The sequence below is a fragment of the Wolbachia endosymbiont (group B) of Pammene fasciana genome (assembly GCF_947251495.1).
Classification (GTDB): Bacteria; Pseudomonadota; Alphaproteobacteria; order Rickettsiales; family Anaplasmataceae; genus Wolbachia.
This window is the reverse complement of record NZ_OX366360.1, coordinates 1210501-1225020: the sequence shown is the minus strand read 5'-3', so window position 1 is coordinate 1225020 and position 14520 is coordinate 1210501. Positions and strand designations below refer to the sequence as shown.

13 protein-coding genes, 1 tRNA gene, 1 other RNA gene and 3 pseudogenes are annotated in these 14520 nt (G+C 34.3%); 8 read left to right on the top strand and 10 right to left on the bottom strand.

Going from position 1 to position 14520, the window contains the following annotated elements; genetic code table 11:
• Positions 1–33 precede the first annotated feature (33 nt).
• From OPR29_RS05755 to ltrA, 5 genes are all read right to left on the bottom strand, one after another.
• Positions 34–1020: a site-specific tyrosine recombinase gene (locus OPR29_RS05755; RefSeq protein WP_007302367.1), complete on the bottom strand. Its 987-nt coding sequence runs from the start codon at positions 1018–1020 to the stop codon at positions 34–36.
• Between the two features lie 371 nt (positions 1021–1391).
• Complete coding sequence (locus OPR29_RS05750; protein ID WP_007302365.1) at positions 1392–2027, bottom strand: HdaA/DnaA family protein; 636 nt, start codon at positions 2025–2027, stop codon at positions 1392–1394.
• A gap of 18 nt (positions 2028–2045) precedes the next feature.
• Positions 2046–2207, bottom strand: a complete 162-nt coding sequence (locus tag OPR29_RS05745; protein ID WP_012481963.1) for a hypothetical protein — start codon at positions 2205–2207, stop codon at positions 2046–2048.
• On the bottom strand, positions 2204–2938 hold the full coding sequence (locus tag OPR29_RS05740; protein ID WP_265025203.1) for a group II intron maturase-specific domain-containing protein: 735 nt from the start codon (positions 2936–2938) through the stop codon (positions 2204–2206). The genes OPR29_RS05745 and OPR29_RS05740 overlap by 4 nt, the downstream gene beginning before the upstream one ends.
• Before the next feature lie 53 nt (positions 2939–2991).
• Positions 2992–4236, bottom strand: a complete 1245-nt coding sequence (gene ltrA / locus OPR29_RS05735) for a group II intron reverse transcriptase/maturase (protein ID WP_265025153.1) — start codon at positions 4234–4236, stop codon at positions 2992–2994.
• 231 nt (positions 4237–4467) lie between these two features.
• Here ltrA and OPR29_RS05725 point away from each other — a divergent pair.
• Both OPR29_RS05725 and OPR29_RS05720 read left to right on the top strand, forming a co-directional pair.
• Positions 4468–5621, top strand: a pseudogene (locus OPR29_RS05725) (IS3 family transposase).
• A 68-nt stretch (positions 5622–5689) separates the two neighbouring features.
• Positions 5690–6055, top strand: a complete 366-nt coding sequence (locus OPR29_RS05720) for a hypothetical protein (RefSeq protein ID WP_265025202.1) — start codon at positions 5690–5692, stop codon at positions 6053–6055.
• A gap of 16 nt (positions 6056–6071) precedes the next feature.
• Here OPR29_RS05720 and tnpA read toward each other — a convergent pair.
• Positions 6072–6490, bottom strand: a pseudogene (tnpA, locus tag OPR29_RS05715) (IS200/IS605 family transposase).
• A 289-nt stretch (positions 6491–6779) separates the two neighbouring features.
• Between tnpA and OPR29_RS05710 the strand changes: the two are divergent.
• A pseudogene (locus OPR29_RS05710) lies at positions 6780–7461 on the top strand (IS256 family transposase); the annotation flags it as partial.
• 130 nt (positions 7462–7591) lie between these two features.
• On the opposite strand, the gene OPR29_RS05705 reads toward OPR29_RS05710, so the two are convergent.
• On the bottom strand, positions 7592–8605 hold the full coding sequence (locus tag OPR29_RS05705; RefSeq protein ID WP_264376686.1) for an IS110 family RNA-guided transposase: 1014 nt from the start codon (positions 8603–8605) through the stop codon (positions 7592–7594).
• A 388-nt stretch (positions 8606–8993) separates the two neighbouring features.
• Between OPR29_RS05705 and OPR29_RS05700 the strand changes: the two genes are divergently transcribed.
• On the top strand, positions 8994–9149 hold the full coding sequence (locus OPR29_RS05700; RefSeq protein ID WP_213863857.1) for a hypothetical protein: 156 nt from the start codon (positions 8994–8996) through the stop codon (positions 9147–9149).
• Between the two features lie 338 nt (positions 9150–9487).
• Here the strand turns inward: OPR29_RS05700 and tldD are convergent, their stop codons facing one another.
• Positions 9488–10918, bottom strand: coding sequence for a metalloprotease TldD (gene tldD / locus OPR29_RS05695; protein ID WP_264684884.1), 1431 nt, complete (start codon positions 10916–10918; stop codon positions 9488–9490).
• A gap of 62 nt (positions 10919–10980) precedes the next feature.
• Between tldD and OPR29_RS05690 the strand changes: the two genes are divergently transcribed.
• From OPR29_RS05690 to OPR29_RS05680, 3 genes are all read left to right on the top strand, one after another.
• Positions 10981–11065, top strand: a tRNA-Leu gene (locus tag OPR29_RS05690).
• 61 nt (positions 11066–11126) lie between these two features.
• The gene (locus OPR29_RS05685; protein WP_265025201.1) at positions 11127–11600 is read left to right on the top strand and encodes a hypothetical protein; all 474 of its coding nucleotides are present in this window, start codon (positions 11127–11129) and stop codon (positions 11598–11600) included.
• A 408-nt stretch (positions 11601–12008) separates the two neighbouring features.
• Complete coding sequence (locus tag OPR29_RS05680; RefSeq protein WP_246111613.1) at positions 12009–12338, top strand: hypothetical protein; 330 nt, start codon at positions 12009–12011, stop codon at positions 12336–12338.
• Positions 12339–12343: 5 nt separating this feature from the next.
• Here OPR29_RS05680 and OPR29_RS05675 read toward each other — a convergent pair whose 3' ends face one another.
• A complete protein-coding gene (locus OPR29_RS05675) occupies positions 12344–13654 on the bottom strand; it encodes a bifunctional folylpolyglutamate synthase/dihydrofolate synthase (RefSeq protein WP_265025200.1) in 1311 nt (436 codons plus the stop codon).
• The gene (locus OPR29_RS05670; protein WP_265025199.1) at positions 13651–14235 is read right to left on the bottom strand and encodes an MlaC/ttg2D family ABC transporter substrate-binding protein; all 585 of its coding nucleotides are present in this window, start codon (positions 14233–14235) and stop codon (positions 13651–13653) included. The genes OPR29_RS05675 and OPR29_RS05670 overlap by 4 nt, the downstream gene beginning before the upstream one ends.
• A gap of 117 nt (positions 14236–14352) precedes the next feature.
• On the opposite strand from OPR29_RS05670, the gene ssrS reads away from it, so the two are divergent.
• A non-coding RNA gene (gene ssrS, locus OPR29_RS05665) (6S RNA) lies at positions 14353–14514 on the top strand.
• The last annotated feature ends 6 nt before the right edge of the window (positions 14515–14520 follow it).

The window sequence follows — 14520 nt, the reverse complement described above, 5'->3', positions numbered from 1 at the left end:
TTTAACTTTACTACAAAACTAAAAGCAATAAGTTTAATTATTGATCATCTGAGTAATAGGATGAGAATCAGCTAATTTGTCCTTTAACTTTTCGTTAGCAATATGAGTATATATTTGTGTTGTAGAAAGATTAGTATGGCCAAGAATTTTTTGTATCAGCACAATATTTGCTCCGCTATTCAGTAGATGGGTAGCAAGAGAATGCCTAATCACATGTGGAGAGATTTTATTTTCATCAATATCGCACTTTCTTGCTAATTCCTTTATTAATTGACCAACTCTTTGCCTTGTAATGGGTTTATTAGGTTTATCACCTGGGAATAGCCAATCAGATTTTTTGTTGTTAGGAAGCAGATTGTCACGAATTGATAAATAATTTTTAAGACTTTGCAATGCTTGCTCATTAAAAAGGATTTGCCTTTCTCTGCTACTTTTTCCCTTTATTATTATATAGCCTTCTTTACCATTACCGTTTACTAAATGTAATACTTCACATAACTTCATATTAATTAGTTCAGAAACACGCATCCCGGAAGAGTAAAGAATATCTAAAATTGCACATAGCCTTTTACTGCTTATCTCTTTATTCGATCCGCTTGCTGATTTTTTTACTGTTTCCATGAGCAAAAATATTTCTTGAACACTTAAATACTTAGGCAAAGGACGGGAAACCTTTGGATTTCTTAATTCATTATCATTAGCCGGTGCTGGATTAAAATCTATTATTCCATCATTAAATAGGCACTTATAGAAATTTTTGATAGCAGATATTTTTCTTGATATAGAACTAGTTTTATATTTCTTTTGTGTACGTAAAAAGTTTACATAATCTTTAATATTAGCTTTACTTGCACCAACTAAGGTAGTGCCTCCTTCTAATAAAAATTTTTCAAGTTGGTGTAAATCTGAACGATAACTTTCCAAAGTATTTTGTGTAGAGGATTTTTCAGAAACCAAAGCATCTATGTAATACGTGATGTAAAGATTCTCTTTTTTATTTTGTGGTTGTTTATTTTTCATTATCAGCTCCTATATTTATTTCTTTGACTATAATTTGATTGAAAGTATTTTTTGTGTTTTTTATAAGAAAATATGAGATAAACAAAGCATTTATCAATAAAGTAAGTACTACAAACCTTTGTTTTAACCTTTTTTTTAAATTTGATCTTATTTTTACCATATTTCAATTATCACATTGAGTCTATAAAAAACATCCTGTAAAGTAAGTTTTACTATCGTATAAAATTTCCCTTAGCTATGTCTGTTTATTCTTATTATATCATAGTATTTATTATAATTTTAACATAAAGAAATAGTGATTTCAACTTCATTATTGTATGGGTATTAATAAATTTTTAATATATGTAATAAATACCTTACAAAAAAAGGAATCAATTTGCACTTTTTTTTAATAAAGTGTTAATAAAAGGAATGGTTACATTTGATCCTATAGATTCATTATCTATTTTTTCTATAACTTTATTAATGCTGTGGAAAGAACGTTCTATTCTTGCTAGAATATAATCAATTACCTTTAGATCAATTTTTAACTGTTTATCTGAAAATTGTTTTATTAGCATAATTCTTAATAATTCTTCGCTTGCAGGTAAAATTTTTACGCTGATAGTTGATAATATTCGCGAGCTTAAATCTTTTAGTTTGAAGTTAAGCTTTTTCGGTAAAATCGAAGAAGTAATTAGCAGTCTCTTATCATTTTCTTTCATGTAATTATAACAATGTAACAACATTTCCTCATCTTTAATGTTTTGTACATCTTCTAAAATAAACGCATCGCTGTACCTCATTTCGCTTACAAAATTATTTACATCAATGAAAATAGCATCGTTTTTTGATTGCCAGATATGAGCAAGGTGAGTTTTCCCAGAGCTGTTAGGTCCAAAAAGAATCAGGCATTTCCAAGATAAATCATTAACTATTGAGTTATATACGTGCTTATTTTCATCTAAGGTGATATAATTTTGCCAACAATAATCAACTTGATTATTGTTAAATAAATTTAATTGCACGTAAAGCCTCTTACATTACTACTTTTTGATAATAATTTTTGCATAAAAATTTACTTGGTCAGGTAAGGAAGCAGTATTACTACTACCCCCTCCCTTAGAAACGCAGCATGCAGGTTTCCCCACACTACGCTTGAGCCCCTTATCTAAGTTCTTCTTTTCTAGAACCGGCTTGTCCTTCATGATTCCTCAGGAAACATCATTCTTAATGGTGACACCAACAGTAGAGAACCTTCTCTTGAAAAGGAGCTTGCTAACATTCTTGTTCGTTTCACTCTCTCATCAAAATACTTTTTCCATTTTAAGTCAAGGGGATTTGCATCCGCTCTGATTTTAACATGTCGTCTGATAGGTATATCAATCAGCTTAAGCAGTCTTAAATACCGTATCTCTTTTGGTTTGTTCTTGCATATGGGTGCAGCAAAAACCCATTGGCGTTGACCCATTACTTTGAAGTAACGATTCTTTATCCAACGTAATCCTTTACGAGGATGTCTTTTCTTTGCCCATTTCCATAAACTATGCCAAATTTCATTGTCGATTTTTCTAAACGCTTTTTTAGCACACACATGGTGATAGTAATTTCCCCATCCTCTCAGTAGAGAGTTAAGTGACTTAATTACTATAGCCTGAGTGTTCGCTATATTTGCTTTTATCAATGTACGTGCTTTATTAAGAAGTCTTTTAATACTTTCTTTCGAAGGTTTAATAATTAACTTCTTATTATATCTACGTACATTACAACCAAGAAAGTCAAACCCTGTTGTAATAGATGTAATCTTTGTCTTCTCTTCTGACAGAATTAAACCTCGCTCATGAAGAAAAGATGATACTAAAGGCTTAACTTCCTTTTCCAGTACTTCATGTGTGAAACCTGAAATAATAAGGAGAGTAGACCGGCGGAGCTTCCCCACCAGTCTCTCGCAGAACTGCACGGAAACCTCTCGGCTTATACAGCTCCCATTATTTAGCCTTTTGATCCTAACCCAAGTGTCCAATGATAGAAAATACTTGGAGACCTCTTTCTCACTTTTCCTAGAAATTGCTTTGCTAGTCTTCCGTGATCACGAAGTTTCTTATATTTTGTCCTGACCCATCTTATGAGGTATCTCTCTATATTTCTAAGAGATGGATACATCTCTGATTTATAAAACCTGCCATAGTACTGAAACCAGCCTCTGACTATTGGATCTATCTTCTTCGATATTTCCTCTAGTGTGGTCCATGTAATCCGATGTATTCTCCATGACTTTATGGTTTTCTTGATCTTCTTCTTGGCTTTGTTACTAATTGCAGGTAGAAATGAGATGAAATAATTCCTCATCTTATTCTTTGCTACTCTAGGTCTAAAAGTATAACCTAGAAAATCAAAGCTTTGTTTAGGAAATTGTTCTTTTCTATCATCATCCTTACTGTACACAATCTGTGTCTTTTCAGGATGTAACTTCAATTTACACTTAGCCAATCTTTCTTCAATCATTACTTTCATAAATCCTGCCTGTCTTTTAGTTCTGCAGTGCACTATCGCATCATCTACATATCTTTCAAATGGTACTGTTGGATAATTTTGTTTCATCCACATATCAAACGCATGGTGCATAAATATGCTTGAAATGATTGGGCTTATTGAACCTCCTTGCGGAACTCCTTTATCCCTTGTTACCCTACTGCCATCTGCTTGCTGAATGGGGGCTTTCATCCACCTCTCAACATACAGTATGACCCATTTGCAGTCTGTGTGTTTCTTGATAGCCTGCAGTGCTAAATCGTGGTCCAGATTGTCGAAAAATCCAGATATATCAAGATCTACCGTCCAATCATTTTTCCAACATCTCTTCTGTGCTGTGTATACCGCATCCAGCGCAGACTTATTTGGTCTATAACCATATGAATCTTCGTGAAATTTCGGTTCTACTAACGGCTCAAGATACATTGTAGCTGCTGTTTGCGCTATTCTGTCGAATACTGAAGGCACACATAAAATTCTTTGCCCTCCTGTATCTTTTGGTATCGCAACAGCTTTTACCGGCTCTGGAAAATAACTTCCGGATGACATCCGATTCCATAATTTGTATAGATTATCCTTTAGATTTTCTTCAAACTTTGTTATCGAGACCTCATCTACACCTGCTGCACCTTTATTTTTCGATACTTGTTTATAAGCTCTCCAAATAAGTTGCTTCGGTATATCAAAAGACTTTGTTTTATTCATTAACTCCTCCCTTTCGGTTGATAAATAATTAAAACTAAATAACTTAGCCCCTTCACTCCATTTCCATTACAGAAACTTCTTCGCTACTACGAGCTAATCCGCCCCTGTTTTTCGCATCGGTACTCTCATCCTCAGAGATCAGCTCTTTGGACTGACCTTACCCATAAAAAGTAGACAGAAAGTTAAGACGTTTTTGAAGTAAAATAAAACGTTTTTTCAAAGAGGTGTGGTATGACAAAAAGAAAAGAATATACAGCAGAATTCAAAATTGAAGCTATAAGACTAGTAAAAGAAACAGGTCAATCATCAGCAAAAATAGCAAGAGATTTGGGTATTAGCAGTGATTCATTAAGCAGATGGGTAAAAACATACAATGATAGAATGTCTGGAGTAGATGCGTTTCCAGGAAAAGGGAAAGTAGCTCATTGTGACAAAGAAAAGTTTGATTTAAAGAAAGAGCTGGCAAGAGTAACGAGGGAAAGAGACATTTTAAAAAAAGCCCTGGGATATTTTGCAAACCAAAAAGAGTAAAATATTCTTTTATAAAAGAGCATGAAAACTGCTGTAAAATAAGAGAGCTATGCAGGTTTTTGAACGTATCTGCTTGTGGTTATTATAAATGGATTTCTAAGGAAAAAAGTAATAAAAAATCAACAAGAGAAGAGCTCATAAAAGATATTCAAAAGATATATCAAGCGTCACAATGCAGATACGGAGCTCCCAAAATCCACGCTGAATTAAAGGTTTTAGGTAAAAATTATAACATCAAAACAGTGCAAAATGTTATGCAGGAAAATGGCATTCAAGCCCAACTTAGACGAAGGTTTAAGACTAAGAAACTTCAAACAGACAATAGAGTTATAACTCCTAACATATTGGATCAGAATTTCACCACTGATCAGCCAAACAAGATATGGGTAACTGATATTACACACATAAACACCAACGAAGGATGGCTATATTTGACAGCAATAATAGATTTATATTCACGCATGGTAGTTGGTTGGTCAATGAGTAATTCAATAAATAAGCAATTAGTTATAGATGCTTTATTGATGGCTGTTGATAGGCGCAAACCCGTTAAAAATCTACTATTTCATAGCGATCAAGGATCGCAATACACCTCTAAAAATTATCAATTTTTACTAAGTACAAAAAATATTACTTCTAGTATGAGTCACAAAGGTTGTTGTTATGATAATGCTGTTTCAGAGAGCTTTTTTAGTTCACTTAAGAGAGAGTTACTCATTGATACTTCACAACACTCTGCACAACAAGCTAAAACCGCAATATTTGAATATATAGAAATTTTTTATAATAAACAGCGTAGACATTCTACTATTAACTATTGCATTCCTGAAAAATTTGATTCATCATTTTCATGAAAAAAACGTCTTAACTACCTGTCTACTTTTTCTGGGTAAGGTCAGTTAATTGTACAAATGTTGAGGGGTTGTTTCGTATTTTGCAGTCTATTCCTTCCAAAAGAGTTGAACAATTTAAACGTTGGCTTGCAAAAGTCGGGTATGAAAGGCTACAAGAATATGAAAATCCTGAGCTTGCACTCAAACGAATCTATGCCGATTATGCTGCAAAAGGGTACCCTCAGGAATGGATACAAAAGAGAATAGAATCGATAGCTGTCAGAAATCAACTAACAAAAGAATGGGGTAACAGAAATATATCTGACCACAATAATAAGTATATTGAAGGTAGGGAATACGCAATATTGACAGACGTAATTTCTGAGGGAACGTTTGGAGTAAAAACAAAGCATCATAAGGAATTCAACCACTATGGATTAAAATCCAAAGATTGAGAGAGAGCATAGAATGCTAACTTTCGACTTGAAAGTCACCAAATTTATCTTCTTTTTTAGAGTGATTTTCAATATAATTTTTTATCATTTCGTCAGTTACATTTCCGCTAGTCCTGACAAAGTAGCCTACTGCCCACAACCCAATATCTCTTTTTTAGCTCTGGAAAGTTTTGCTGGATTTTTCTGGAACTTTTTCCTTTTATTAACTGCACTAACTTACTAATACTTAAGTATGGGGGTACAGAAACGTATACGTGTACATGACTTGACGCAACTCTACCTCTGATAATTTCTACTTGATTATTTGCACATACTTCTTGTACAACTTCTTTAGCTTTCTGTCCAATATCTCCAACTAGTACTGGATATCGATATTTTGTTATCCACACTATGTGATATATATACAGAGTGACTGCTTTTTCTATAATATTCCACATTCTTTCAGATTTTTCACCTTAAAATTATATTCTTAAAAGGATGGACTTCAAGTCCAGGGTTTTTCTCCCAAATTTGGGACAATAAAAATTTAGAAGCGGTAAAGGAAGGAGGTAAGAACGCAGGCACAGCAAGAGAGGCATTTGAAAAAGCTAGAGGTGTGAAAGTCGTTTCTTCAGATAACTTTTTAAAGAGGATTAAAGATTAAAGTTCTCACTGGGAATGTTCAAAAAAGTGTGTCAAATCGAAAAAAAGTAATAAATTGATATAAAAAAATGGAGGTTTGAAAATGAGTCAGAAAATAGTAAACAGAACTAACGGATTGGTAGATTATAAAGAGTTGGAAACAAATATCCTGTCGTCTATACGAGAAGGAAGACCGTTGACAGGAAAGGAGGGAGCATTAACGCCATTTATAAAAAGGCTGCTTGAAGCTAGTCTAGAGAGTGAAATAGAACATCATTTATCTGCTGGAAGTGAAGAAAACAATCGTAGAAACGGGAGGAATGGCAAGACTTTGAAGACAAGCGCAGGTTCATTTGAACTATTGACACCAAGAGACAGAGAAGGAAGTTTTGAACCACAAATAGTGAAAAAAAGGCAAACAAGCTTACATCCAGAGCTTGAAACGAAGATTTTGAGCACATTTGCCAGTGGTATGAGCTATAGAGATATAGCGTCACACGTTGAGGAAATTTATGATCACAAAATATCGGCAGCAGAGATATCAAGTATTACCGACAAATTACTGCCGTTAATCAATGAATGGCGCAGTCGTCCACTGCAATCTGTATATCCAATAGTATTCATGGATGGCATGTTTTTCAAAGTCAAGGAGGACGGGCATTGCGTAAGTAAATGCATGTATAATATATTAGGCATAGATCAAAATGGCAGAAAAGAAGTACTAGGCTTTTATTTAGCCGAAAGTGAAGTTCTGGTTAGGAGTGTTAAATGACCTAAAAGAGAGATACTGTCTTGCTAGTCAACAAAAAAATTACTCAAGCTGTATCATAAAATCAAAAAATACTTCTGATTGTGTAACAGTACACAGATTACAGTTAGTGAATATGTTGAATGGATTGGAAGCATTTTTTGATTTTAAACTACAGTCAACATCCTAGTTCTGTAATTCTTGATATGATTTGGATCAAAAGCACTTTTGGATGTCAGGATACCGAAAATGATATGGAGTAGCTTACGCATTGCAGCTCCCACAATTGCCATATTATGCTTACCCTTCTTCTTTAGTCTTTGGCAAAAACTCACAATGATAGGATTGTGATTCTTGGCTACTATGGCAGGAAAGAAAAGGGCCTTACGTAATGTTTGTGAACCTGATTTACTTAATCTTGGTTTAGAATGTACAGATGAACCTGATGTTATATTTTTCGGTATAACTCCTGTATATGCTGCCAATTGTCTGGCATCTCTAAAAGCTTTTATGTCAGGGATTTCAGCTAAAATAGCTACTGCTGATTCCTCTCCTATGCCTGGAATAGTCAGTAGAAGTTGAAAATTTTCCAACAACTCTTTGTGTTGCTTTAATAGTTCACGTACGGAGTTTTTTATTGTTTCTATTTTTTGAGCTATATTCATTGCAAGGTCTTCCCAAGCATTTGCAACTTCTTTAGGCAGTCTCTCTTTTTTTTCTAGGTGGTTATTTACTAATGCTAATTCATCTTTTAACGCAACTGAGCAACGATAAAGATGTTTTAATTTTTTCATTTCAGAAGAAGGTGGTGTCCAACGAGTTGGTTCCTGTCTTTGGCAATAATCAGCAATAATTTCTGCATCAGTCTGATCATTCTTTTGTCTTACGAGTTTACTCCTTGTATAAGATTTAATACAATAAGGATTTACAACACTAACAAAATGTCCAGCATTGTGCAGAAATTCAGCCAAAGCTTCGCTATAACAACCAGTAGCCTCCATGCATGACTTTACTTCTTCCACATTATGCTTTTGTAGAAAACTCAGCAGACCTTGAAACCCAAGATCATCGTTCTTAAAGCTTCTTTTCCTAGTTTCACGCTTTTCTTTTTTACTTATGAATGAAAGAAAAACATCAAAGCGATCTTTTGATACATCAATTCCAAGAAAGTTGTTGATCATATATAACCCCATACGTTACCATTTAAAACGAAAAGTAAGGCTAACCTTGTGGATACAGAATTAGAGCCATTTAGGTCTTTCTACGATACCGTCCAGCCTATACTTTTGAGGAGGGAACTCTTATCTTTCTTACAGATTTTATATCTAAGAGGGGAAACAGAGTTCTTCCCTCCTCCACCTAATGCTTAAGCTTAAAACATTAGATGCTTTTTACAAGATACAAGAGGGGAAGAGATATGGTAAAGCAAGAAAAAGCTGAAAGTGAGGGAATAAATGGAGTCACCATATCAATATGAATTAAGGGAAAGAGTGATTTCAGTGGAATTGGGAGTCGCAATAGTAAAAGTGAAAGAAATCTTCAAAGTAGAACTATCCCCCAAAGCTGCACATGGACATAGAATATCCTTTGTCAGGGATGGACGTAAACATTGAAGATCTTCCCCTAGAGCTGGATATAGATATAAAGTCATTTATGCCATTACCTATATTCGAGAAAAATATCACATGCCAAGAACCTTGTCAAAATTATATAATCTATCTCTAGAGCAGGTTATTGAGAATGTCAATCCACATAAAAGAGCCAGGTATTCCTAACACCACTAAACTCACAAATTCATTTGCTAGAGTTTATAAGTTCTTGTTTATAATAATTTTATTATATCGTAAAACCATCTATATCGGCCTATTTAAACAGATTTTACTTTCCTTAAGGATTTTTTAAAGACCACCTATTGAATTCTATGATATTATTTTTTGTGAGATTGTTATACACGTTATGGCAAGGAAGGCAGAGAGATTTGTTAAGTAGTTTTTGCATCTATATGAGCTACTTGAATAATGGTTACAATATTTGTACAATTGTACAGCATGAGCTGAGTTCGCTTAGCCCTTATCTACATATTCAGTTCCACCAACAGTTATTGCATCGACCTTGAGTGTTGGCTGACCAACTCCAACAGGCACATTTTGCCCGTCTTTTGAGCACGTACCAACACCAGGATCTAACTTTAGATCATTACCAATCATTGATACTTTTTTTAGCACTGTTGGCCCATCACCAATTATCGTTGCTCCTTTGACTGGTTGTGTAATTTTACCATTTTTTATTAGGTAAGCTTCCGAAGACGAGAAAACAAATTTTCCTGATGTTATATCAACCTGCCCACCACCAAAATTTACTGCATATAGACCTTTCTTTACACTAGATATTATTTCTTCTGGTGGATGTTTTCCTGGCAACATATAGGTGTTTGTCATGCGTGGCATAGTAACTTCTTTGTAACTTTCTCTTCTACCATTACCAGTTGGATTTACACCCATAAGTTTAGCGTTCATATGATCTTGCATATATCCTTTTAGAATTCCATCTTCTATAAGCACATTATAGCCAGGTAAAGTACCTTCATCGTCTATGCTAATAGAACCACGCAAATTAGGTAGAGTTCCATCATCAATTACAGTAATGTTACTGGCTGCCACTTGTTTACCCATAGAATTTGAAAATGCCGAGATTCCTTTACGGTTAAAATCACCTTCAAGTCCATGACCTACAGCTTCATGCAATAATATTCCTGGCCAACCTGAACCTAAAACAACTGTCATCTCTCCAGCCGGAGCTGGAATTGCCTCAAGATTTACTAGCGCTTGTTCTAACGCTTGGTTTGCAACTTTTTTCCACTTCTTCTCAGAAACAAATTTACTATAAGAGTCTCTTCCACCGTGCCCTGCAGAACCTCTCTCTGCTCGGCCATTTTTCTCTACGATGACTAGTACATTAAAACGTACCAAAGGCCTGATATCGCTTAACCTGTGATCATCTTTTATTATTTGTACAACTTGCCATTCTCCATTTAGAGTTATTTTTACCTGCTTCACGCAGTTATTCTTCGACCTTACATACTCATTAATCTCATTGAGTAGTTTAATTTTTGAGCTCAGATCCATTTCATTTATGGGATTAATCTTTGAATACAGGCTTTTTGCCTCCTCATTTAAGTTTACTGAATTTGTTTTGCTTAAAGATGCTGAACTTTTTACCATAGAAGCAGCTTTACTAATTTCTTTTTCGCTAATCTCAGAAGAGCAAACAAAAGACGTACTATCTTCACAAAAAGACCTGAGACCAAATCCTCTTCTGATATTTAAATCCATATGTTTTAATATATTATCATCAAAAATCAGGGATTCTGATTGGCAAAACTCTAAAAATAGCTCACCACCATCACTATTGCTCAAAGCGTTGTTGACTATTTTATATACATTATTAATATTAACATTGTTCTGAGCAAAAAATATTTGATCTAGATTTGGCATTACCTTTGAGCTAAAAACTACTTGAGTATATTATTTTATTTTAACATAGTAAATCACAAAAAGCCCGGGTGGCGGAATTGGTAGACGCGCTAGCTTCAGGTGCTAGTAACTTTTCAAGTTGTGGAAGTTCAAGTCTTCTCCCGGGCACTCTGTATTGATTTTCAAATCAATTAATGTTATGATATAATATGCATTTACTGCTAAGTTTATGAGTTATGAGAAAGAGAGGCTTATTTACAGGAAAAAAATACGAACTTATTCAAAACGCTTGGTTACTGCACTATCTATTGCTTCTTTGAGTGGGTACATAGCAGCATTAGCCCTAAATATTTCTTCCTTAAGCTTGTATTTTACTATTGTCAGCACTATACTAAGTGCACTTTCGCTTGCTTTAAATATATGGTCATTAACTGATCATTTTAGGCAGTGTGGCCTTAATAAGCAACTCGATACCTCTCGGCAAGAGAAATTAATGAAGATCTGCCTCGACATTGCATCTAACGTTTCATTTTTAATAGGAGGAATTACATCTATATTACCTCTTGAATTTCCTATTATCCCCTTTATTTCCGTTGCTTTTTTTATTCTAGGTTGTACCTTTATGGCAACCAATTTCATTCGAACTATGATTAGTCAGCCGCAAATAGATGAAACCAAAACCTCAAAGTTAGTGATCATTTGAACATTCAATCTGCAATAGCTGCCTAATTATTACATGTTAATAACTTAGCTTATTTAACTTGACAAATTACGCCATCTCCCTTACTATGATAGCAAGAGTATTTACCCTTGTTTTTAATCTCCGCGGATTTAACAGCAAAATTCAGTAAAAAACTCAAATATTTATTGGCAAATTACATAAAAATTATAGCGGCTGCATGTCTTTTTTATTTTTTCTACATTCAGCCAAATCGCGCTTGTTAGTACATTATCAATTTAAATTATTAAAACTCGCTATACGGGGGTTCTTTTGTCTTTTTTTACTTAGTAAATTTCTTAATATTTGTAGCTAAAGTAATTTTAGAGAGCCAGCGTGGGACACACAACCGCACTAACGTTTATTTTTGAAGGTACTATTTATATAGATGAAATGTTCAAAAGTAAAGCATTTAAATATCTAATTCTTACTTCCCAAATTTCAAATTATCTTCCTCCTATTTTATTAATAGCAGGTTTGGTGTTACAGTACCAATCTAGTTGCGTAGACAGTAAAGTACTCATTGGATTTGCTATAGTACTAGGTTGTACTTTATTATTACAATTAGCAAGTGAGATCTACGAGAGAAAAGTTGTAAATCTTGTAAAAACTGAAGGAAGAGGTGATGAACAAAATGTACCTATAGGAGCATTAACCGAAAAGCCAAGCAGCATTGTAAATCCCGATAGTGTTCACGCTCATGGAAGAGAGCAAGTTGTGTAGTGCATTTATTGTTCTTGGATTAATTGATAGCTATTCTCCATACTCAAATCTCTGGCTAAAAATAGCGAGCCACAGATTAGTATGGTTTTGACGTTTTGTATAGAAGCTTTTAGTATGTGATTTGATATAGCATCTCTGATTGATTCACATTCGATAGCATTGATTCCTGTATTATGAGCTCCTTCTCTAATTAAATCTGTACTTGTTGCTTTAGGTTCAGATTTAACACAAACGGCGCATAGTAGTTTGATATATGGCTTTAAGTGCTCTAAGAACTCTGCGACGTTTCTGTTACGAGTAACACCAAAGATCATATGGATACCTTCAGCAAAATTGTCTCTTACCCACTTAGCTAACACTCTGGCACCATCATTGTTGTGCGCGCCATCTAGAAATAATTGCCAATCTTTTGGTAATAAAGAAATTAAATTACCTTCTTTTATAGACTCTAGCCGCGCAGGCCAATAAGTGCGCTGTAAACCTGAAGCAATGTCCTCTTCTCCAATATTAAATCCATACTTCCCACTTAAAATGCTACATGCTGCAATTGCGTTTCCTGCATTGATTATTTGATGATCTCCTTTTAAAGATGGCAAAGAAAATTCTATTGATTGAATAGTCGATTGAAAGACTATTCTGTTATTCTGTTTTTCGCAATTCCACTCAAATCCTCCTCTATATAAGGGAGATTTTTTGTTTATTGCGTGTTGTTCTAGCGTGTTCATTATAGATTTTTCTTGTGGTGCTATTACGCAAGGAACATTAGGTTTCATTATTCCAGCCTTTTCACCTGCTATGGTTTCTACGGTAGGACCAAGATATTCTGTATGGTCAAGTGCAATGGAAGTGATGATCGTTAGAATCGGATTATCTATAACATTTGTTGCATCAAGCCTTCCACCCAGACCCACTTCAACTAAAGTAATATCAGCTTTATGACGAGAAAAAGCTAAGAAGGCTGCAGTCGTTGCGGCTTCAAATAGAGTGATGGGTTGTTCTGCGACTGCTATACGGCATTCTTCCAGTGAGTTATGTAATTCACTATCATCGATATCATTGCCTGCAACAACTATTCTCTCATTAAAATTCACTAAATGTGGAGAAGTGTACGTATGAACTTTATACCCTGCTGCTTGCATTATATATCTTATAAAGGATAGTGTTGATCCTTTGCCATTAGTGCCAGCTATGTGAATTATTGGCGGTATTTTTTTCTCGGGATTACCCAGTTTATTTAGAAAACTTTTTATGCGATCAAGAGAAAAATCCTTTGGCCTACTGCCAATCGGCTTAGGCCAATGAGGCATGTATATCATAAATTATTGTTACGTTTTAATTCATCTATTACACTTGCCATGCCATTCGTGTCGATCTTTTCACTAAATTGAGAACGTTGATTAATAGAAATACTTATTCCACTCATTACAACATCGTTTATTAAGAAAGAATTGTCACTTTTAGTCACTTTAAAGTCAATGTTTGTAAATTCCTCATCACCATAAGAAAATCTTGTTCCTATCAGACAAGTTTCATCGTCAACTGCTCTTGTACTCATTATGATCATTTCACTATTATTTATGTATTTATACAAAATTTTAGCGCACAAACGCGCGAGATATACTTCATATTCTTTTAGAAACACTTCTTTTTCTTTCTGAGTAGATAAATTCCAATATTTCCCTATGACAAATCGAGATATTCCTTTGAGGTCAACATTATTCTGAATAATTTTCAGAAGTTCTTCTTGTACATGTTCTGAATTTTTTCTATTCCCTTTCATAGACGTGTTGTCTACTTGCTGCTTCATGGCAAGCACAAAAGTTTTGTGCCCTATACAATTCGCGTAAGCACTTGAGGAGATTACAATAAAAATGGTTAAGAACTTAATAAGATTCATAAGATATATTTATTAGCTATGATACTTAAAATGCAAAATTTAACAAAGGCAAAATAATGATCGCTAGTTTTAATATATCTATAGACATACTCTATATAAATAATCTATAATTAATTTAGGGGTCTGTGCTATGCGTTATGAGTTAAGTTAAATTTCCCGAGCGATAATTTCTGATCAAGGGAATTGCCTCTGTTAATTTCATTGAAATTAGTACGTGATGCCCACCTTAACTTTAGGTCTCAGGAATCTACTAAGACTGACGGTAGATATGGATCCCTTTTCCAT